General features: G+C 61.5%; 15 protein-coding genes. 5 read left to right on the top strand and 10 right to left on the bottom strand.

Annotation, left to right across the window (positions count from 1 at the left end):
• Window positions 1-13: 13 nt before the first annotated feature.
• The 8 genes from ACP7C6_RS20310 to glnE form a co-directional block, all read right to left on the bottom strand.
• Window positions 14-1,453 carry a lipopolysaccharide kinase InaA family protein gene (locus tag ACP7C6_RS20310; RefSeq protein WP_308908273.1) on the bottom strand — a complete coding sequence of 480 codons (1,440 nt, stop codon included), beginning with the start codon at window positions 1,451-1,453 and terminating at the stop codon, window positions 14-16.
• Entirely contained in the window at window positions 1,453-2,205 is a 753-nt protein-coding gene (locus tag ACP7C6_RS20315) for a lipopolysaccharide kinase InaA family protein (protein WP_236318016.1), read from the bottom strand. The genes ACP7C6_RS20310 and ACP7C6_RS20315 overlap by 1 nt, the downstream gene beginning before the upstream one ends.
• Window positions 2,202-2,936 (bottom strand): lipopolysaccharide kinase InaA family protein, encoded by a 735-nt coding sequence (locus ACP7C6_RS20320; RefSeq protein WP_028615472.1) that lies wholly within the window; start codon window positions 2,934-2,936, stop codon window positions 2,202-2,204. Before ACP7C6_RS20320 ends, ACP7C6_RS20315 begins: the two co-directional genes overlap by 4 nt.
• Window positions 2,936-3,742, bottom strand: coding sequence for a lipopolysaccharide core heptose(I) kinase RfaP (gene rfaP / locus ACP7C6_RS20325; RefSeq protein WP_068932718.1), 807 nt, complete (start codon window positions 3,740-3,742; stop codon window positions 2,936-2,938). The genes ACP7C6_RS20320 and rfaP overlap by 1 nt, the downstream gene beginning before the upstream one ends.
• The gene (locus ACP7C6_RS20330) at window positions 3,739-4,863 is read right to left on the bottom strand and encodes a glycosyltransferase family 4 protein (protein ID WP_323988684.1); all 1,125 of its coding nucleotides are present in this window, start codon (window positions 4,861-4,863) and stop codon (window positions 3,739-3,741) included. The genes rfaP and ACP7C6_RS20330 overlap by 4 nt, the downstream gene beginning before the upstream one ends.
• The gene (gene waaC, locus ACP7C6_RS20335; RefSeq protein WP_122730532.1) at window positions 4,863-5,924 is read right to left on the bottom strand and encodes a lipopolysaccharide heptosyltransferase I; all 1,062 of its coding nucleotides are present in this window, start codon (window positions 5,922-5,924) and stop codon (window positions 4,863-4,865) included. Before waaC ends, ACP7C6_RS20330 begins: the two co-directional genes overlap by 1 nt.
• Window position 5,925: 1 nt before the next feature.
• Window positions 5,926-6,960 carry a lipopolysaccharide heptosyltransferase II gene (gene waaF, locus ACP7C6_RS20340; RefSeq protein ID WP_028615468.1) on the bottom strand — a complete coding sequence of 345 codons (1,035 nt, stop codon included), beginning with the start codon at window positions 6,958-6,960 and terminating at the stop codon, window positions 5,926-5,928.
• A 161-nt stretch (window positions 6,961-7,121) separates the two neighbouring features.
• Window positions 7,122-10,061 (bottom strand): bifunctional [glutamate--ammonia ligase]-adenylyl-L-tyrosine phosphorylase/[glutamate--ammonia-ligase] adenylyltransferase, encoded by a 2,940-nt coding sequence (gene glnE / locus ACP7C6_RS20345; protein WP_426109162.1) that lies wholly within the window; start codon window positions 10,059-10,061, stop codon window positions 7,122-7,124.
• A 383-nt stretch (window positions 10,062-10,444) separates the two neighbouring features.
• On the opposite strand from glnE, the gene aceE reads away from it, so the two are divergent.
• The 4 genes from aceE to msrA all read left to right on the top strand — a co-directional run bounded on the left by aceE (window position 10,445) and on the right by msrA (window position 18,474).
• Window positions 10,445-13,090 (top strand): pyruvate dehydrogenase (acetyl-transferring), homodimeric type, encoded by a 2,646-nt coding sequence (gene aceE, locus ACP7C6_RS20350; protein ID WP_028615466.1) that lies wholly within the window; start codon window positions 10,445-10,447, stop codon window positions 13,088-13,090.
• An 11-nt stretch (window positions 13,091-13,101) separates the two neighbouring features.
• The gene (gene aceF / locus ACP7C6_RS20355) at window positions 13,102-14,754 is read left to right on the top strand and encodes a dihydrolipoyllysine-residue acetyltransferase (RefSeq protein ID WP_122685811.1); all 1,653 of its coding nucleotides are present in this window, start codon (window positions 13,102-13,104) and stop codon (window positions 14,752-14,754) included.
• 305 nt (window positions 14,755-15,059) lie between these two features.
• The gene (locus ACP7C6_RS20360) at window positions 15,060-17,753 is read left to right on the top strand and encodes a putative bifunctional diguanylate cyclase/phosphodiesterase (RefSeq protein WP_028615464.1); all 2,694 of its coding nucleotides are present in this window, start codon (window positions 15,060-15,062) and stop codon (window positions 17,751-17,753) included.
• A gap of 73 nt (window positions 17,754-17,826) precedes the next feature.
• The gene (msrA, locus tag ACP7C6_RS20365; RefSeq protein WP_028615463.1) at window positions 17,827-18,474 is read left to right on the top strand and encodes a peptide-methionine (S)-S-oxide reductase MsrA; all 648 of its coding nucleotides are present in this window, start codon (window positions 17,827-17,829) and stop codon (window positions 18,472-18,474) included.
• A gap of 195 nt (window positions 18,475-18,669) precedes the next feature.
• Here the strand turns inward: msrA and ACP7C6_RS20370 are convergent, their stop codons facing one another.
• Window positions 18,670-19,506, bottom strand: a complete 837-nt coding sequence (locus tag ACP7C6_RS20370; RefSeq protein ID WP_028615462.1) for a 23S rRNA (adenine(2030)-N(6))-methyltransferase RlmJ — start codon at window positions 19,504-19,506, stop codon at window positions 18,670-18,672.
• Window positions 19,507-19,680: 174 nt separating this feature from the next.
• Here ACP7C6_RS20370 and ACP7C6_RS20375 point away from each other — a divergent pair, with 174 nt between their 5' ends.
• Window positions 19,681-20,958: an O-acetylhomoserine aminocarboxypropyltransferase/cysteine synthase family protein gene (locus ACP7C6_RS20375; RefSeq protein WP_311894298.1), complete on the top strand. Its 1,278-nt coding sequence runs from the start codon at window positions 19,681-19,683 to the stop codon at window positions 20,956-20,958.
• On the opposite strand, the gene ACP7C6_RS20380 is transcribed toward ACP7C6_RS20375, so the two are convergent.
• A complete protein-coding gene (locus ACP7C6_RS20380; RefSeq protein ID WP_311894296.1) occupies window positions 20,944-21,627 on the bottom strand; it encodes a DUF4123 domain-containing protein in 684 nt (227 codons plus the stop codon). The two genes, ACP7C6_RS20375 and ACP7C6_RS20380, sit on opposite strands and share 15 nt — an antisense overlap.
• Window positions 21,628-21,641 lie beyond the last annotated feature (14 nt).

Here is a 21,641-nt window from a genome sequence, read left to right on the forward strand (position 1 = left end):
ATTTTGACCGCGATCAGACCTGAGCTGGCAAGCGCTGATCGATGAGTTTGTACAACGCACTCTCCGATGGCCAGTTACGCATAAACCGCGCACGATCCTTGGCATACGCTGAGGCAAAGCTGGCGTCGGAGGTGTGTTGGCACATGGCATCAAGGTCGATCAGCGACCAGCGATCCGTGTCCCAAAACAGGTTGTGCCCCTTGAAATCACCATGGCTGATGCGCTCGCGGATCAGTTCAGCGAACAGGTGATCCAGCGCCCGCAGCTCGTTTTCCGGCGCATCGCCGTTTTCAACGTACGGCGCAAAGCGTTCGATGATGTCCGGACCAGGCAGGTATTCGGTGATCAGGTACGCGCGGCTACGCAACCAGAAGAAGCGTTTTTCCAGTACCGCCAGCGGCTTGGGCGTGGCAATACCGAGGAACGCCAGGCGGTTGCCTTCACGCCAGGAATGCCAGGCGCGACTCGGACGCCAGAAGCGCTTGAGCCAATGGGCGAAACCCTTGATGTTGTAGCGTTTGATCACCAACTGACGCCCAGCCACTTCGACCTTGGCCACGCTGGCAGCACCACCGGTTTTATACAGATGGCCCTTATCCAGCAGCGAATCGGCCTGCTCCAGCACCGGCAGCATCGCCGCCTCTTCTTCGCGACGAATGGCGCGCAAAGCAAAAGCGCCACGCACCACGCTGAACAAGGTGCACTCGCGCCCGACTTTGTTCAAAAAGTCCTTGAGGCGCCAGGCGCTGACCTTGCGCACCTGCTTCTCCAGGGCTTCCAACGGCAGGGCGTGCTCGCCATTGCTCAGCAGGTAGTACACCAGCAGTTCTTCGGTGAACGGTTCGAGATTCTTTGGCAACTGGGCGAAAAACACGCCGAGGTTTTCCAGGACGCGATTGCGCGACAACGGCTTGCCCGCCTCTTCGACGCGGATCCCGGCGCCATCGATCAGGTACAGCTTGCCGTCCTGGCGCAGCAGGTTGTCCAGGTGCAGGTCTTCCTGCCACAGCCCCCGAGTGTGCATCTGCGCAATTGCGCCCAGCGCTTCGGCCAGCACCGCGGTTTGTTCATCAGCCAACGGCGGCAACCCTTCGACGGCCTGCCAGGCATCGGCCAGGCTTTCGGCGCCCTCGATGAATTCGAACAGCAGCCAACCGCCCTCGCCTTCCTGCAAGCCATCGGCCAGCAACAACGGCGTGGTCAGGCCTTGCTCGGCCAGCAGGCGCACGCCGCTGAGCTCTCGCTGAAAGTGCCGTGCCGCCTTGCTGCCCACCAGTAACTTGGCCAACACCGGACGGCCACGCCACACGGCGGCGCCTACATAGCGTTCGCCCGGCAGCACGCGCAACAGGCTCAACAGTTGCAACTGACCTGGGCCCGCCGCATCGGCCAGCTCAAGTGTCAGGGGCAAGTCCGGGGAACGGCCGGCGGTTTTCAGCTCGGACAAACGCATCAACGGTTTTCCTTGTGGCTGCGGCGGACGGTCAACTTCTGTAGCCAAGTGGCGACCAGCGCGCTGTCTTCCGGCTGATCGAGGTAGGCAGCCAGCAGTTGACGCACCTGCTCGTCCGACCACTGCGGCGCACGACGCAACAGCGGCTCCAGGTCCTTGACCCGATCACGCCAGCCGAACAGCAGCGGGCGGGTTTTCTCCAGGTCGATCAACTGCGCGGCATAACCGTCGCCGGTGGCCTGTAGGAAAATATGCTTGGGATAGAAACAGCCATGCACCTGGCCGACACTGTGCAATTGACGCGCAAGCTGACCGCAGGCCAACAGGATCGCGCAGTGCTGCGCATCGCTCAGTTGCGCCCACTGCTCCAGCAGCGAATCCAGGTCATTCCAGCCGTCCAGGGCGCGGGTCAGCAACATGGCACGGTGTTCGCCGTTAACTTTACGCTCGCCGTAGAACGCCGCTTGCAAGGCGGGAATACCGAGCTTGCGATAACGGCTGATATTGCGGAATTCGCGGGAAAAACTCGGCTCGCCAAAAGGGCGGTGCAAGCTGCGCGTCAGGTAATTGCTCTGGCGCTTGAGGTAGTAACCCTGACCGTCGAGTTCAAGGCGGAACACGCTGCTCCAGCCACCGCGACTGGTATTGGGTTCATCCACCGCGTCCAGTTGTTTGGCCCACAAGGCGTCGAACGTCGCCAGGCCGTGCCGCTCCAACAGCGCACGGTCTTCAGCCGCCAGGAAATCACTCATTCGCGTCCCTCGAAAAACTTCACCACGTGGCGAATCCGCTCTTTATCCGATGCACTCAAGTGCCGGCACTGACGGTACTGCATGTAGAAGCGCAGGCGCTGGGTGGCGGACAGATGATACTTGGCCACCTTGTCCAGGCAGGCCAAGTCTTTGGTGATGCGGTACTTGAGCCAAAACCCACGCCAGAAATCGCCATTGGGGCAATCGATCAGGTACAGGGTGGCCTGGTCATCGATCAGCAGGTTGCGCCACTTCAAATCATTATGGGTAAAACGATGGCCGTGCATCGTGCGCGTGTATTCGGCGAGTTGGCGGCTCACCGCATTGACCCACTTGGGGTCGCTCAGGCGCGCATCGTTGCGCTCGGCCAGCACCGAGAGGTCTTCGGTCCTCGGCAGCTCGCGGGTGATCATCGCCCCGCGGTTGTAGGCCAGGCCTTTGCGCTCCAGCCCCCAGGCCACCACATCGGCGGTGGGAATGCCCCACTTGGCGAAGCGCTTGAGGTTCTGCCATTCGGACTTGACCCGCGGCTTGCCCAAGTAACGCCGCAGGCCCTTGCCGGCGCCGGTGTAGCGCTTGACGTAGTAATTGACCCCGCCGCGCTCCACGCGGATCACTTCCGACAGTGGGTCACGGGTCAGCCGCTCGCCTTGCAGGGCGAATACCGCTTCGAGGCTTCCAAAATCATCCGCCAGGTTGGCGTAAGCAGGCTCCAGGTTCCAACCCGCCATTAGATTGCATCCCCGAGGCGCTGCTTGCGTGCGTAGAGCTTGTCGGCCTTGCGCTGCATCAGGTTCAACGACGCCGATTGCTCGGCCAGAATCTGGCGCAGCGGCTGGCGGAAGTAACCCTTGAGGAAGCGCAGTTTGTCGCGACGGGTCAGGCCAATCTCCAGCGCCGAGTAGTACAGCGCGGAGAGATCCTTGTCGCGCCAGCGCAACGGCAAGTGCGCGCGCAATTGGGCGCGGTGCAGGTCGATCACCGACAGCTTGATGTTCTTCGCATCGATGGGCTTGGCAGTGTCCAGCAGAAAATGGCACAGGTAGCAGTCGCGGTGGTTCACACCACCACGGTGCATGTCGCCGACCATGCGCGCCAGTTCATGGGTGAGCGCATGACGCAACGCAGGCGCCGGAGGCTCGGCCACCCAGTTGATGGTCACGTCTTCCAGGCTGAGGGTCGGCGCCAGCTCTTCGGTGATGATGAACGAGTGCTGGTCCGCCGGGTTACTGCCCTTCTCGCCAAAGGCCACGCCGGTCATGGTCGGCACGCCGAGTGCTTGCAGGCGATGAATCGCCGCCCACTCAAGGCCCGCGCCCAGCACCGGCAGCTTGGCGGTGATCAGGTTCTTGAAGATCTCGCCCCAGCCGATACCACGGTGGATCTTGACGAAATAGGGACGGCCATCCACCACGGTACGCAGGGTGCGACGCGCCGCCAGCTCACGGAATACTTCGCCTTGCAGTTTCTCGACTTCGGCAAAGGCATCAAGCCCGGCCCATAACGTCTGGAACGGTTCGGCAAGAATCAACTTCATCGTTTTGGCTCCGCCAGGATCACATCCGCAGCGTGCTGCGGCATGCTGTAAAGGTCGGCCGTCTCAGCGAAGGCCAAACCATTGCGGCTCCAGGCCGCGCGCCGTGCAGTGTCAGTGAGCATATTCGCCAGGTATTGATTGAGCTGCGCTTGTTCGAACGGCTCATCCAGCACCAGGCCGCTGTCGGCTTCGCCAATGTAGTGGGCATAACCACACACGGCCGAGACCAGCACCGGCAGCCCGGCCACCAGGGCTTCAAGCAATACGGTGCCGGTGTTTTCGTTGTACGCCGGGTGGATCAACAGGTCGGCGCCCAGCAGGAAGCGCGGGATATCACTGCGGCCCTTGAGGAACTGCACGTTGTCGCCCAGACCCAGCGTTGCGCTTTGCAGTTGGAATACTTTGGGGTCGTCCTGGCCGATTACAAACAGGCGCGTGCGTTTTTTCAGCTCAGACGGCAACGCGGCCAGAGCCTTGAGGCTGCGGTCGACACCCTTGGTCTTGAAGCCCGAGCCGATCTGAACCAGCAGTAAATCGTCGTCGCCCAGGTTGAATTCCTTACGGAAACCCTCGCGAATTTCTGCGGCATTCGGCGGCGCGCGGCGGTCCTGGGCAATCCCCGGCGGCAGCAGATGGAAGCGCTCCAGCGGCGTGTCGTAGTGTTTGATAAACAGCGGCTGCTGCACTTCGGAGATCATCAAGACCTCGGTCTTGGCGTCCTTGCCGAACACCGCGCGCTCGTACTCGGCAAAGTGCTTGTAGCGGCCAAAATAGCGGTACAGCGAGTGGCGCAGGTTTTGTGCCTTGTCTTCAAAGCAGCCGTCGGCGGCGTAATACACATCCAGGCCAGGCATTTTATTGAAGCCGATCAGACGGTCCACCGGGCGCTTGGCCAGGTCGGCGGCCATCCAGGCGCTGAGTTTCTCATTGCGCCGATGGTTGAAGAACGCCTTGACCGGTGCCACCAGCACTTCGAAACCGGGCGGGATATCGCCTTCCCAGATCAGCGTGTAGACACGAATCTGGTGGCCGCGCTGCTGGCACTCCAGGGCGATGCGCATGAAGTCGCGCTGCAGGCCACCGAAGGGGAAATATTTGTACAAAACAAAAGCCAGTTGCATCAGTGCAGCTCCTCAGCCAATAACAACGTGCTCAGTCGGCTTGCCACACGCTCAGGGTTCAGGCGCGTGAAGCACAGGGGCGACTCGCGCTTGAGGTCGAACCGACGCAGGTCGTCGGCCGTCGGTTGATAGGTACAGTGTTTTTGCAGGCACGGCGCGCAAGGGAAGTCGCTGGCCAGGTGAATCTGGCCCTTGCCGTAGGCGCCGGTGAGACCGGGGTTGGTCGGGCCGAACAGGGAAATGGTCGGCACATCCAGCGCGGCGGCCAAGTGACCGAGACCGGTGTCCACCGCCACACAGGCACGGGCGCCGGCCAGTACCCGGGCGACACCGGCCAGGTTCAATTTGGGCAGCACTTCGGCGTTTTGCAGGCCTTGGGCCAGGCGTTCGGCGCGGGCTTTTTCGGCAGCGTTGCCCCACGGCAATTTGACATCCACGCCCAGACGCCCCATGCGCTCGGCCAGCTCGCGCCAGTAGGCTTCGGGCCAGTGCTTGGTGTCCCAGGTGGTGCCGTGCAGCAGCAGTACAAACGGCTTTTTCGGCGGCAAGCCCAGGAGCTTTTCAGTGCTCAGGCCGTAGTCGCCCAAGCCCTTGGGCAAGTCATAACCGAGGGCCACGGCGAACAGCTGACGCAAACGCTCCACCGCGTGCTGCCCACGCGCCACGGCGAGGCGGCGGGAATAGAAACGTGCAGCCATCGGCTCACGGGCGGAATTTTTGTCGAAACCCGCGATGGGCGCACGCACGTAGCGGGTCAGCCAGGCGCTTTTCAGCAGTCCCTGGGCGTCGATCACCAGGTCATACTTGGTCGACTGGACTTGCTGCTTGAAGCGCCGCCATTCGCCACTCTTGATGGTCTGCCAGATGTTCTTGCGCCAGCGGCGGATCGCCACCGGGATCACCTTGTCAACCGCCGGGTGCCAGGTGGGAATCTCGGCGAAGCCTTCTTCCACCACCCAGTCGAATCGGATGCCGGGGATCGCCCGCGCCGCGTCGGTCAGGGCCGGCAAGGCATGAATCACATCGCCCAGGGATGAGGTCTTGATTACCAGTACGCGCAAACTATCGGACCTCGACCGCAGAGCCCTGCAACCGCTGCAAGGCTTCATTCACCGGCTGCGGCAGCAACTGGCGCATGCAGTTGTAGTGACCAAAACGGCAGGTGCGATCAAAACACGGGCTGCACTCCAGGCCCAGGCGCACCACTTCGACCTTGTCGGCCAACGGCGGCGTGAAGCCCGGTGATGTGGAGCCGTACACCGCCACCAACGGGCGGTTCAGCGCGGCGGCGACGTGCATCAGCCCGGAGTCGTTGGACACCACCGAATCGGCGCATGACAGCAGGTCGATGGCTTCGGCGAGCGACGTGTCACCACTGAGGTTGACCGCCTCTTCACGCAGGCCAGGAATCAGGCGCTGGCGAATGTCTTCGCCTACCGGATGGTCCTTCTTCGACCCGAACAGCCACACCTGCCAGCCTTCACGGATCTTGGCCTCGGCAACCTTGGCGTAGTGCTCCGACGGCCAGCGCTTGGACTCGCCAAACTCTGCCCCCGGGCACAGCGCCAGGACCGGACGGTCGAGCTCCAGGCCGAACTTGGCCAGGGCGGCGTCACGGCTCACCGGGTCAATCTGCAAACTCGGACGCGGATACGGCGTGGGCAACTCGGCGCCCGGCTCGTAGGCCAGGGCCATGAAACGCTCGATCATCAACGGGTAGCGAGCTTTGTCCAGGGTACGCACGTCATTGAGCAGCACGTAACGGAACTCGCCACGCCAGCCGGTGCGTTTGGGGATGCCAGCAAAATAGGGCACCAACGCCGACTTGAGCGAATTGGGCAGCAGAATCGCCTGGTCGTATTCACCCGCCAGGGATTTACCGATACGACGGCGGGTCGCCAGCTCCAGAGCGCCATGGCCGAGCGGAAAGCTCAGGGCCTTGCGCACTTCGGGCATGCGTTCAAGGATCGGCCGGCTCCACTCAGGGGCAAGTACGTCGATCTGGCAGTCCGGGTAGCGCATACGCAGGCACTGGAACAGTGTCTGCGCCATCACCATGTCACCGACCCAACTGGGCCCAACGATCAGAATATTCATGTAGTTTCCACAAACGATGCGGGGAGGCTTATGCCTCCCCGCATCGAAATTTTCTGTAGGAGACGAACAATTGCAGGAGCTGTCTTGCCAGCGATAACGTCCGAAAGATCTCCATGGATTCCAAGGGCCTCATCGCCGACAAGCCGGCTCCTACAGTTGACTCAACTTAACCCCAGTTCTTTCCAGATTCGCATCACCTGGCGCCGTTCGTCGGCGAACTGATCCCCGGTCACCGTGCCCGCCTCGTTTTGCAAGGCCTGGCGGTGTGCGGCGGAACGGTAGGCCTTATACACCTCACGCAGCAGGTGGGCATCGGCCGCGGGCATCAAGCCCACCTGCTCCAGGCCTTCCAGAATGCGGATATTGTCGGTGTAGCGCAGCAACGATGGATGTTGCGCAGACCACGCCAAAGCCGCGTATTGCACCATAAATTCAATATCGACGATACCTCCGGCGTCCTGCTTGAGGTCGAACGCCGCCGTGGCCTCGAAGGCATTGGCGCCGGTGCCGGCCGCCGTAGTCTTGGTGCCCAGGTTGTCGCGCATCTTGGCACGCATCTCGCTGACCTCCTGGCGCAGCTTCGCCAGGTCGCGTTCCTGCCCCAACACTTTAGCCCGTACCTGCTCGAATGCCTGGCCCACATCCTGGCTGCCCACCAGCACCCGCGCGCGGATCAGCGCCTGATGCTCCCAGGTCCAGGCTTCATTTTGTTGATAGCGGTCAAACGCCCCCAGCGAACTCACCAGCAAACCAGACGCGCCGGAAGGCCGCAGGCGCATGTCGACTTCGTACAACTGGCCGGAGTTGGTCTGCGTGGTCAGCAAGTGAATGATGCGCTGGCCCAGGCGCGTAAAGAACTGCGCCCCGTCGATCGGCTTGGCGCCATCGGTTTCCGCTTGTGGATCGCCATCGTGGATAAACACCAGGTCCAGGTCCGAACCATGCCCCAGTTCGATCCCGCCGACTTTCCCATAACCGACAATGATGAACCCAGGATCGCACAGGGTCCCGTCCAAACGCTGCGGCGAGCCGTGGCGCGCCACAGTCTGGCGCCAGGCCAGGGCCAGCACTTGTTCGAGGATGGCCTCGGCGAGCCAGGTCAGGTAATCGCTGACTTTCATCAGCGGCAGGCTGCCGGCGATTTCCGAGGCAGCCACGCGCAGGCGGTGGGCCAGCTTGAAGTGCCGCAGGGCCTCCATCTGTTGCTCCAGGTCGTCCTCCGGGATGCGCGTCAGGCGCTCGCGCAGCTCGGCAGCCAGCTCCGGCGCCAACGGTGGCTTGAACAGGCGGCCTTCGTTGAGCAATTCATCGAGCAACAGCGGGAAGCGTGTGATCTGCTCGGCGATCCACGGGCTGGCGGCGCACAGGGTTAACAGCCGACGCAGGGCGTCGGGGTTTTCCGTGAGCAGCACCAGATAAGCGGAACGCCGCGCGACGGCTTCGACCAATGGCAGCACGCGCTCCAACACCAGGTCCGGGTTGGCGTGTTCCACCGCTTGGGCAAGCAGGCGCGGAATAAATGCATCCAACCGCTCACGCCCCAAACGCTGCATGGCGCGCAGTTGCGGGCTGTTGCGCAGGCCGGCCAACGCCTTGAGCGCCTTGGTCGCGTCGGTGAAGCCGCCTTCGGCCAATTGCCGGCAGGCGGCCTCTTCATCTTGGGATTCTTCCCACAGCGGCAACCACTCACCGCCCACCACCAACTCGCTTTCTTCGCCCTCTTCTTCGTCAGGATCGGCGATCACCTGGCGGAAATGCCAGTCCACCCGACCGCGCCAGTACATCAGGCGTTCGTGGAAGGCGGCCCAGTCGGCAAAGCCCAACATAAAGGCTATGCGCGCCTGGTCTTCCGGGCTGTCTGGAAGCATTTGCGTCTGCCGGTCGGCAATCGCCTGGATCGCGTGTTCGGTGTAACGCAGGAATTCGTAGCCATTGCGCAATTCGGCGATCACCGTCGGCGGCAAGTAGCCCTGGCCTTCCAGCGTACCGAGTACCTTGAGCAACGGGCGCTGTTGCAGGCTCAGGTCACGTCCGCCGTGGATCAGTTGGAAGGCCTGGGCGATGAATTCCACTTCGCGGATCCCGCCCGAGCCCAGCTTGATATTGTCGGCCATGCCCTTGCGCCGCACTTCCTGCTGGATCAGCTGCTTCATGGTGCGCAGCGCCTCGATGGCGGAAAAATCCAGGTAGCGGCGGTAGACGAACGGTCGGAGCATGTCGAGCAGTTGCGCACCGGCCACTTGGTCGCCGGCAACAACCCGCGCCTTGATCATGGCGTAGCGTTCCCAGTCGCGGCCCTGGTCCTGATAGTACTGCTCCAGCGCATTGAAGCTGAGCACCAGCGCGCCGGCCGAACCGTAGGGGCGCAGGCGCATGTCGACACGGAACACAAAGCCATCGACGGTCATTGGATCGAGGGCCTTGATCAGTTTTTGACCAAGGCGAATAAAGAACTCCTGGTTGTCCAGAGAGCGTTTGACGCCAACGGTCTCGCCGCCCTCGGGGTAGGCGAAGATCAGATCGATATCCGACGACAGGTTCAGCTCCACCGCGCCGAGCTTGCCCATGCCGAGGATGACCATGTGCTGCGGCTCGCCGCTGCGCCGGCTAGTGGGCGTGCCGAATTGCACGCAGTGGCGCTGGTACAGCCATTGGTAGGCTTGGTCGATGCTGGCGTCAGCCATGTCGGAGAGGTCGCGGCAGGTTTGCACCAGGTCGGCCTGGCGGGTCAGGTCGCGCCAGATGATGCGCACCTGCTGGCGCGTACGCTGGCGACGCAGCACACGGCTCAGCTCATCTTCTGTTTCGGCTTGTTGCACGGCGCCAGCAATCTGCCCGCACAGCTCACCAGGGGCAAAACCACGGTCCAGCTCGCCCCAGGCCACGAGTTCGAGCAACATCAAAGGGTCACGAACACTCTGTTCAATGACGAAATCACTCGCCGCGCACACGCGGGCGAAGTCGGCCCACCGTTGCGGCGTCCACGCGGAAAGTCCATGATCGTCGTCCAGCGCGGCCACTGCGTCACGAAATGACTGCTCGGCCCGCTGGGCTTTTGGCAAGAGAATGGCCGGGAGTTCGGCGAGTGTTGGAAGGCTCATGGTCTATCCTTGATCGGCGCGTAAATGGCCTGTTGCTGTGAACGCAAGAACCACGCTCTATGAAGGACTGTCGAACAAAGGTTAGAAATAGCTGAAATTAATTTCATTTTGGCAGCCAACATCAAACATTCACCTTTTCTTGTTCGCAAAAGATCAACAATAACGATTATGCTCACCAGCCAGACCGAGCCATACGCTCAGTCTTGTGTAGTTTTACTACTCGTATATACATTCGAAAGGCTGAAATGGCCGACGATTTGTAGTAAAACTACAGGACGCCGAAGCAACCTTCGGCCATCCAAGAATTTATGTCGTCTGCCCACAAGGCCAGTCGCAAACTTCAGGCAACCGATTCTGGTAGCCTTTCCGCCCTGGAGCAAGCCATGCAAGACCTCGATCCCGTCGAAACCCAGGAATGGCTGGACGCCCTGGAATCGGTTCTCGACAAAGAAGGCGAAGACCGTGCTCACTACCTGATGACCCGTATGGGCGAACTCGCGACCCGCAGCGGCTCGCAACTGCCTTACGCCATCACTACGCCATACCGCAACACCATCCCCGTTACCCACGAAGCACGCATGCCTGGCGACCTGTTCATGGAACGCCGCATTCGCTCGCTGGTACGTTGGAACGCCATGGCGATGGTAATGCGCACGAACTTGAAAGATTCGGACCTGGGCGGTCACATCTCCAGCTTCGCTTCCAGCGCAACCCTGTATGACATCGGCTTCAACTACTTCTTCCAGGCCCCGACCGACGAACACGGCGGCGACCTGATCTACTTCCAGGGCCACACTTCTCCAGGCGTTTACGCCCGTGCGTTCATGGAAGGCCGCATCACCGAAGAACACATGAACAACTTCCGCCAGGAAGTGGACGGTAACGGCCTGTCGTCGTACCCGCACCCTTGGCTGATGCCTGAATTCTGGCAGTTCCCGACCGTTTCCATGGGTCTGGGCCCAATCCAGGCGATCTACCAGGCACGTTTCATGAAGTACCTGGAAGCCCGTGGCTTCATCCCTGAAGGCAAGCAGAAAGTCTGGTGCTTCCTGGGCGACGGCGAGTGTGACGAGCCAGAATCCCTGGGCGCCATCTCCCTGGCCGGCCGCGAGAAGCTGGACAACCTGATCTTCGTCATCAACTGCAACCTGCAGCGCCTCGACGGCCCGGTTCGCGGCAACGGCAAGATCATCCAGGAACTCGAAGGCGTGTTCCGCGGTGCTCAGTGGAACGTGACCAAAGTCATCTGGGGCCGCTTCTGGGACCCACTGCTGGCCAAAGACGTCGACGGCATCCTGCAACGTCGCATGGACGAAGTCATCGACGGCGAGTACCAGAACTACAAAGCCAAAGACGGCGCGTTCGTGCGTGAACACTTCTTCAACACGCCTGAACTGAAGGCAATGGTTGCAGACCTGTCCGACGACGAGATCTGGAAACTCAACCGTGGCGGCCACGACCCGTACAAGGTCTACGCGGCGTACCACGAAGCGGTCAACCACAAAGAACAACCGACCGTCATCCTGGCCAAGACCATCAAGGGTTATGGCACCGGTGCCGGCGAAGCGAAGAACACTGCGCACAACACCAAGAAAGTCGATGTCGACAGCCTGAAGTTGTTCCGCGACCGCTTCGACATCCCGGTCAAGGACGAAGAGCTGGAGAACCTGCCGTTCTTCAAGCCGGAGCCGAACAGCGCCGAAGCCCGTTACCTGGCCGAGCGCCGCGCCGCACTGGGTGGTTTCGTGCCGCAGCGCCGCGCCAACAGCTTCAGCGTACCGACGCCAGACCTGAGCACCCTCAAGGCTATCCTCGACGGCTCGGGCGACCGTGAAATTTCCACCACCATGGCTTTCGTGCGCATCCTGGCGCAGCTGGTCAAGGACAAGGACATCGGCCCGCGCATCGTTCCGATCATCCCGGACGAAGCCCGTACCTTCGGTATGGAAGGCATGTTCCGTCAGTTGGGCATCTACTCCTCCGTCGGCCAGCTCTACGAGCCAGTCGATAAAGACCAAGTGATGTTCTACAAGGAAGACAAGAAGGGCCAGATCCTCGAAGAAGGCATCAACGAAGCGGGCGCAATGAGCTCCTTCATCGCTGCCGGTACTTCGTACTCCAGCCACAACCAGCCGATGCTGCCGTTCTACATCTTCTACTCGATGTTCGGCTTCCAGCGCATTGGCGACCTGGCCTGGGCTGCAGGCGACAGCCGTACCCGTGGCTTCCTGATCGGCGGCACCGCCGGCCGGACCACGCTGAACGGCGAAGGCCTGCAACACGAAGACGGTCACAGCCACATCCTGGCTGCCACCATCCCGAACTGCCGCACCTTTGATCCTACCTACGGCTATGAGCTGGCGGTGATCATCCAGGACGGCATGAAGAAGATGACCGAAGAGCAGCAGGACGTTTTCTACTACATCACCGTGATGAACGAGTCCTACCAGCAGCCAGCCATGCCGGCCGGTGTCGAGGAAGGCATCATCAAGGGCATGTACCTGCTCGAAGAAGACACCAAGGAAGCGGCGCACCACGTACAGCTGATGGGCTCCGGCACCATCCTGCGCGAAGTGCGTGAAGCGGCGAAGATCCTGCGTGACGAGTTCAATGTTGGCGCTGACGTGTGGAGCGTGACCAGCTTCAACGAACTGCGTCGCGATGGCCTGGCCGTAGAGCGTCACAACCGTCTGCACCCTGGCCAGAAGCCACAGCGCACCTTCGTCGAAGAATGCCTGACTGGCCGTAAAGGCCCGGTGATCGCATCGACCGACTACATGAAACTGTTTGCTGAACAAATTCGCCAGTGGGTCCCGTCCAAGGAATTCAAAGTCCTGGGCACCGACGGTTTCGGCCGCAGTGACAGCCGCAAGAAGCTGCGTCACTTCTTCGAAGTTGACCGTCACTTCGTGGTGTTGGCAGCCCTGGAAGCCTTGGCTGACCGTGGTGAGATCGAACCTAAGGTGGTGGCTGACGCTATCGTCAAGTTCGGGATCAACCCGGAAAAACGCAACCCACTGGACTGCTGAGGAGATTTTTTGTGAGCGAACTCATTCGCGTACCTGACATCGGCAGCGGTGAAGGTGAAGTAATCGAGCTGTTTGTGAAGGTCGGCGACACCGTCGAAGCCGACCAGAGCATCCTGACCCTGGAGTCGGACAAGGCGAGCATGGAAATCCCTGCTCCCAAGGCCGGCGTGGTCAAGAGCCTGAAAGTGAAGCTGGGCGACCGCCTGAAAGAAGGCGACGAACTGCTGGAACTGGAAATCGAAGGTGCCGCTGATGCGGCCCCTGCGGCGGCTCCTGCTGCGGCTGCTGCCCCTGCCCCTGCTGCTGAAAAGCCTGCTGCTGCCGAGGCCGCTCCGGCCCCGGCTGCCGCACCTGCCGCCGCCAGCGTCCAGGACATTCATGTCCCGGACATCGGTTCGTCGGGCAAGGCCAAGATCATCGAGCTGCTGGTCAAAGTCGGCGACACCGTCGAAGCCGACCAGTCGCTGATCACCCTGGAGTCCGACAAGGCCTCCATGGAAATCCCTTCGCCGGCTGCCGGCGTGGTGGAAAGCATCGCGGTCAAGCTGGAAGACGAAGTCGGCACTGGCGACTTCATCCTCAAGCTGAAAGTACAAGGCGCTGCACCTGCTGCCGCGCCAGCACCAGCGGCCGCTCCGGCTGCCAAGGCTGAATCGGCTCCGGCTCCGGCTGCTGCCGCCCCTGCGCCTGCTGCCAAAGCCGAGGCTGCTCCGGCCCCTGCTGCTGCCGCTCCAGCGCCAAGCGGCGCCAAGGTGCACGCCGGCCCTGCCGTGCGTCAGCTGGCCCGTGAGTTCGGCGTTGAGCTGAACGCTGTGTCGGCCACCGGCCCTCACGGTCGCGTGCTGAAGGAAGACGTGCAGGTCTACGTCAAGGCCATGATGCAGAAAGCCAAGGAAGCTCCGGCTGCCGGCGGCGCTACCGGTGGTTCGGGCATTCCGCCGATCCGCACCGTCGACTTCAGCCGCTTCGGTGAAATCGAAGAAGTGCCGATGACCCGCCTGATGCAAATCGGCGCGGCCGGTCTGCACGCCAGTTGGCTGAACATCCCGCACGTGACTCAGTTCGACCAGGCCGACATCACCGACCTGGAAGCTTTCCGCGTTGCGCAGAAAGCCGTGGCCGAAAAGGCCGGCGTGAAACTGACCGTGCTGCCGCTGCTGCTCAAGGCCTGCGCGCACCTGCTCAAAGAGCTGCCGGACTTCAACGCCTCGCTGGCGCCAAGCGGCAAGGCGATCATCCGCAAGAAGTACGTGCATATCGGTTTTGCGGTCGACACCCCGGACGGCCTGCTGGTACCGGTCATCAAGAACGTCGACCAGAAGAGCCTGCTGCAACTCGCTGCGGAAGCCGCTGCACTGGCTGCCAAGGCCCGCGACAAGAAGCTCACCCCGGACGACATGCAGGGCGCGTGCTTCACCATCTCCAGCCTCGGTCACATTGGCGGCACTGGCTTCACGCCAATCGTCAACGCGCCGGAAGTGGCGATCCTGGGCGTGTCCAAGGCAACCATCCAGCCTGTGTGGGACGGTAAAGCGTTCCAGCCGAAGCTGATGCTGCCACTGTCGCTGTCCTACGATCACCGTGTGATCAACGGCGCTGCTGCTGCTCGCTTCACCCAGCGTCTGAGCCAACTGCTGAACGACATCCGTACCATCCTGCTATAAGCAGGAACAGGCCTCCCGCTCACCCGGGAGGCCTGGTTGCACCGATTTTCGAGCGCCACGCTCGTACCTCAACCCCGCCACTTGGCGGGGCTTTTTTTGCCGGTTTGTTGAACAATAAAAACAGGCTTGTACACCTTCCATCACCCCGATTGCAGAAATCCCTTTCGCGGCCGATACCCCCCTTATAGCACTTAGCCTTCATCCTCTCTTGTCAGCCCGCGCCGCATGATGCAACCTTGCCGCAGGCAACAGAAAAGAGGGCGTGAGCCCGGCGCCGTGCGCGTAATTTCAAGTGAGTTTCCCCCATGAAAAGCCAGCCCGATGTCGCCCGTATGGCGGCCGAGGTAGTGACGCAGTTACCGGTGCCTTCGCGCCTCGGTATGCTGCGTTTCGAGCGGCTGAATGAGGCAAGCTGGGCCCTCCTTTACCTCGACCCCAATTGCGAACGCCAATTCGGCCTGCCGGCGGTCGAGCTGTGCGCCTTGATCGGCACGCCCTACGCCAGCCTGATGGAGCCCCAGGCACGCTATCAACTGCACGACACCATCCAGCAGCAACTGACCCAGAGCCCGCATTACCTGGTGCGCTACACCCTGCACACCAACGACGGGCCGATGAGCCTGCTGGAGATGGGCGAATCCTATAAACAACACAATCGCCACCTGCTGCGCGGTTACTTGATGGTGGTCGACGGCCTGTTCAGCGAAATTCCCACCGCTGCCCCGACGGAAGACCTGGAGAACCAGAACAGCCGCCTGCAGATCGCCCTGGAGCTCAACCAGCGTGCCCAACTTGAACAATTGCAGCATCTGGAGCGGGTGCGCGCCCAGCAGGAACTGATCCTGTTGCTGGCCCGCCAGCGCTACACCACCCACAATTCGCTGCAAGAAGCCGCCGAACTGATCACCCGCAGTGCCTGTGATATCTACCAGATTGACTGCGCCAGCATCTGGAACCTCGAAGGCCAGCGCCTGGTGCCGATCTCCGCCTACCACCGCGCCGACGAGCAACACCACCTGCCCGAATCCATTGATGCAAGCTGCTTCCCGGACTACCTGGAAGCCTTGCACAGCAGCCGGGCGATCGACGCCACCAACGCGCTGCGCGACCCTCGCACCCGGGAAATGGCCGACAGCCTGCGCGATAAAGACATCCACGCCATGCTCGACGCGAGCATTCGCGTCGACGGCCATGTGGTGGGCGTGCTGTGCCTGGAGCAAAGCGGCAGCACCCGCGCCTGGCAAGCCGATGAAATTGCCTTTGCCGGCGAGCTGGCCGATCAGTTCGCGCAGGTCATCAACAACCACAACCGCCGTACGGCGACCAGCGCTCTGCACCTGTTCCAGCGCGCCGTGGAGCAAAGCGCCAATGCCTTTCTGCTGGTCAATTGCGACGGTGTGGTCGAGTACGTCAACCCGAGCTTTACCGCGATCACTCAGTACAGTGCCGAAGAGGTCCATGGCCACCGCCTGGCCCAGTTGCCGGCGCTGGAAAACCTCAGTGAATTGCTGTTCGACGCACCGTCAGCCCTGGCCAAGAGCAACAGCTGGCAGGGTGAATTCAAGAGCCGCCGCAAAAATCTCGAACCCTACTGGGGCCAACTGTCGATTTCCAAGGTGTATGGCGACAACCGCGAGTTGACCCACTACATAGGCATCTACGAAGACATCACCCAGACCAAGCTGGCCCAGCAGCGCATCGAGCGCCTGGCCTACACCGACAACCTGACCAACCTGGGCAACCGCCCGGCGTTCATCCGCAACCTCGACGAACGCTTTGCCCGCGACAGCGACAGCCCGATCAGCCTGTTGCTGGTGGACATCGACAACTTCAAGCGCATCAACGACAGCCTCGGCCACCAGACCGGCGACAAGCTGCTGATCAGCCTCGCACGGCGTTTGCGTAACAGCCTGAGTGCCGGCGGCAGCCTGGCACGGTTTGCGAGTAACGAGTTCGCGGTGCTGCTCGACGACACCGACCTGGAGAGCGGCCAGCAGGTTGCCAGCCAGTTGCTGGCAACCCTCGACAAACCGATGTTCGTCGACAACCAGTTGATCAGCGTCACCGGCTCCGTGGGCCTGGCGTGCGCGCCACTGCACGGTCGCGATCCGCAAACACTGATGCGCAACGCCGGCCTGGCCTTGCACAAGGCCAAGGCCAACGGCAAGCATCAGGTCCAAGTGTTTACCGAAGCGCTGAACGCCGAGGCCAGCTACAAGCTGTTCGTCGAGAACAACCTGCGCCGCGCCCTCACCCAGAACGAGCTGGACGTGTTCTACCAGCCCAAGCTGTGCCTGCGCAGCGGCCGCCTGCTGGGCATGGAAGCGTTGCTGCGCTGGAACCACCCGGAAAAAGGCATGATCCGCCCGGACCAATTCATCAGCGTGGCGGAAGAGACCGGCCTGATCATCCCGATCGGCAAATGGATCGCCCGCCAGGCTTGCCGCATGAGCAAGCAACTGAGCGCCGGCGGCATGGGCAACTTGCAGGTGGCAATCAACCTGTCGCCCAAGCAGTTCTCCGACCCGGACCTGGTGGCCTCGATTGCCGCGATCCTCAAGGAAGAACAGTTGCCGGCCAACCTGCTGGAGCTGGAACTGACCGAAGGCCTGCTGCTGGAAGCCACCGAAGACACGCGCCTACAGCTTGATCAACTGAAAAGCTTTGGCCTGACCCTGGCCATGGACGACTTCGGCACCGGCTACTCGTCGCTGAGTTACCTGAAAAAATTCCCCATCGACATCATCAAAATCGATCGCAGCTTTATCCACGAAATCCCGGACAACCAGGACGACATGGAAATCACCTCCGCGGTGATCGCCATGGCCCACAACCTCAAGCTCAAGGTGGTCGCCGAAGGCATCGAGACCGCCGAGCAGCTGGCGTTCCTGCGTCGGCACCGTTGTGATGTGGGCCAGGGTTACCTGTTTGACCGGCCAATCCCCGGTGCAGAGCTGCTGGCGATGCTCAAACGCTACCCGCGCGGGCCAATCGCCTGACAGCGCTGTAACACTCGGGCACACTGACGGTCTGAAAATTTACCGCTAACTCAACCTGACGAGAGGACTGATCATGGTCTTGCGCTCGGAAATTCTGGTGAACAAAAACGTGCTGCCTACCCAAGAACAAGCTCTGCCTGGCCGTGAAACCCCGATGGCGCTGCCAGAGAATCACTTCGTCAACGGCAACCCGCTGCTGGGCCCGTTCCTTGATGACGTCGGCTTTGCGATCTTCGGCCTGGGCTGCTTCTGGGGGGCCGAGCGCCGGTTCTGGCAGCGCGATGGCGTGGTCAGCACCGTGGTCGGTTACGCCGGCGGCTACACGCCGAACCCGACCTACGAAGAAGTCTGCTCCGGCCTGACTGGCCACAGCGAAGTGGTACTGGTGGTGTATGACCAGGCCAAGGTGAAATACGAAGATTTGCTGAAGATGTTCTGGGAACTGCACAACCCGACCCAGGGCATGCGCCAGGGCAACGACATCGGCAGCCAGTACCGCTCGGTGATCTATGCGACCACGCCGGAGCAATTGGCGGCAGCGAAGGCGAGTGCCGAGGCTTATCAAGCTGAGCTGACCAAAGCCGGACTGGGTGCGATCACCACGGAAATCGAAGAAGCGCCGACGGTGTATTTTGCCGAGGCGTATCACCAGCAATACCTGGCGAAGAATCCGCAGGGCTATTGCGGGATTGGCGGAACGGGCGTGAGCTGCCCGATCTGAAGCCATTTTGTGGTTACACAGATCCCCTGTGGTGAGCGAGCTTGCTCGCGCTGGGGCGCGAAGCGGCCCCAACAAGGCCGCTACGGTTTTTCTGATAGACCGTGGTGACTGGTTTTGGGGCTGCTACGCAGCCCAGCGCGAGCAAGCTCGCTCACCACAACAGCCCGCCCCCCGCAATTTGATCAGCGTTGCTGACTACTCAGCGATGAGCCAATCCATCTGCCATCCACCCTGGGTCTGGCCCAGCTTCTTGGACAGCCACGGCAGCAGCTCACGCAACTCCTCTTCTAAACCCCACGGCGGGTTGGCGATCGCCAGGCCCGAGCCGGTCAGGGTGTTGGGTGTGTCCAACGGATGCACCAGCAACTCCACACGCAGCAACTTCGGCGCACCGGTGCCGGCCAAGTCCTGGTAGAAACGGCGCAACATGCGTTGGTCTTTCACCGGGTACCAGATGGCCGCGACGGTCTGGCGCATGCGGCTCACGGCTTCCTTGAGGGAAGCGGCGCAGCGTTGCATCTCGTCGAGTTTCTCGAACGGTGGATCGATAAGCATCAGCGCACGCTTTTCCGGCACCGGCAGCAGGGCACGCGGTACATGCCAGCCTTCGCCCAAATGCACCTTCACGCGGCGATCACCCTTCATATTGTCCTTGAGCAGCACACCGTCTTCCGGGTGTTTTTCATTGAGCAGCACACGGTCCTGTGGACGAGTGAGGCGTCGCGCCAACTCCGGCGAACCTGGGTAGTAACGCAACTCGCCATCCGGGTTCATCTCATGCAGCACGCGCATGTAATCGGCTGTCAACGGCGGCAGATCGCTTTCGCCCCACAGGCGCGCGATGCCTTCCAGGTATTCACCGGTCCGATTGGCCTGGTCGCCCTGCAGATCGTACAGGCCGATCCCGGCGTGGGTGTCGAGGTAGGCGAACGGCTGCTCCTTGCGCGACATCAGGGCGATGAGGCGGGTCAAGGTCAGGTGTTTGAAGACATCGGCGTGGTTGCCGGCGTGAAAGGCGTGACGATAATTCATGGTTGCTCCTGCGCAGGGGGCGAAGTTTACCTTTTACGCGGGCGTTGGTGCAGTGCGGCGTGCCGGGCGGTGCTTATGTCGAAAAGAGAGGTGTGCACCTGAAAAAAGTCTAAATGTTGGTGAGGGTGCGGATTTATTGTGGCGATCCACACGCCAGGGAGGTCCACCACCATCATGAAAGACGCCACCATCGCATTGCACCACGGCTTCAAGTCGGACCCGACCACCAAGGCCGTCGCTGTGCCGATCTACCAGAACGTCGCGTTCGAATTCGATAACGCCCAGCACGGCGCCGATCTGTTCAACCTGGACGTGCCCGGCAATATCTACACACGGATCATGAACCCCACCAATGACGTGCTGGAACAGCGCATCGCCGCGCTGGAAGGCGGTATCGCGGCGCTGGCGGTATCGGCCGGCAGCGCAGCGATTCACTATGCGATCCAGACCCTTACGCGAGCGGGTGACAATATCGTCACCACCCCGCAGCTCTACGGCGGCACCTACACCTTGTTCGCGCACTTGCTGCCCAGCTTTGGCGTCGATGTGCGTTTCGCCCGTGACGACTCGGCCGAAGCTATCGCCGAACTGATCGACGGCAACACCAAATTGGTCTACTGCGAAAGTATCGGCAACCCGGCGGGCAATATCGTCGACCTGGAAGCCCTGGCCAAGGTCGCCCACGCGCGTGGCGTGCCGCTGATGGTGGACAACACCGTGGCCACGCCGATCCTGTGCAAGCCGATCCAGTTCGGCGCCGATATCGTGGTGCACTCGGTGACCAAATACATCGGCGGCCACGGCAATTCCCTGGGGGGCGTAATCGTCGACAGCGGCACTTTCCCCTGGGCCGACTACCCGGAGAAATTTCCCGGTCTCAACAACCCAGAGCCGGCCTACCACGGTGTGGTCTACACCGAAAAGTTCGGTCCCGCCGCCTTCATCGCCCGCGCGCGTACCGTGCCGTTGCGCAACACGGGCGCGGCGCTGGCACCGATGAATGCCTTCCTGCTGCTACAAGGCTTGGAAACCCTGGCCCTGCGCATGGAACGTCATACTGAAAATGCCTTGAAAGTTGCGCAGTTCCTCCAAGGCCATGCCGAGGTGGAATGGGTCAGCTACGCCGGCTTGCCGGATCATCCGCACCACGAACTGGCGCAGAAATACCTGCAGGGCAAACCCTCGGCGATTCTTTCGTTCGGCCTTAAAGGCGGTTATGCCGCCGGTGTGCACTTCTACGATGCGCTGCAAATCTTCAAGCGCCTGGTGAACATCGGCGACGCCAAGTCCCTGGCGTGTCATCCGGCGTCCACCACTCACCGGCAAATGAACGAGCAGGAACAAGCCAAAGCCGGCGTGAAGCCGGAAATGATTCGCCTGTCAGTAGGCATCGAGGCGATTGAAGACCTGATCGAAGATCTGCAGCAGGCGCTGGGTTCAACTCAACTCTGAAGCCAGGTAGTCCGCCAAACCGTGATGGCTGACATCCCGGCGGCGCGTGAAATAGGCGACCTTGTGCCGCAAGGTCGTCGGCACGAATGCGGTGTAAAGGTCGGGCCGCTGCTCTTCGAGCCCTTGCAGGAGGTTATCGATCAGGGTTTGGGGCGATTGCTCGGCCAGATGTTGCAGTAAAGGCGCAGGCACTCGCCACCACGGGCTCGCCTTGGCGGCTGTGACTGGGCCAGAAGTGCCGGTCAGCGACTGGCCATTGATCACGTAGCGCTGGAACACCGGCAATAGCTCATCGCCCGACTGCTGAAGGATTGGCAGGAATTGAGCACCATCCCAGAACCGTAAGAACACATCCTGACCATCGGGCAGGTAGACCTTGGTCAGTCCTTGCAGGTGTGCAATCACGGTTTCCAGCGGGTGGGTCGATATGGCCAACCACCCCCAATCCGTGGCATCAGTGCAGGCGGCCCATTCCAGGAAAGGACTGCCCGGCTCGACAATACCTACATAGGGCATGATCTCGTCCCATGTCGCATAGGCCGTGCCGGCCCATATGGGTTGCGGCGGAGCACCGACGGCAAGCGCCCGCCAAGCGTCAAGGGGTTTGGCGTCGCTGGCAGCGCTCAGCACTGCAAACAGTTGTTCGCCAGGCAGCAAAGGTTGATGCATCTTCGTAAATCCCT

The organism is Pseudomonas sp. TWR1-1-4, from assembly GCF_049897165.1.
Classification (GTDB): domain Bacteria; phylum Pseudomonadota; class Gammaproteobacteria; order Pseudomonadales; family Pseudomonadaceae; genus Aquipseudomonas; species Aquipseudomonas canadensis.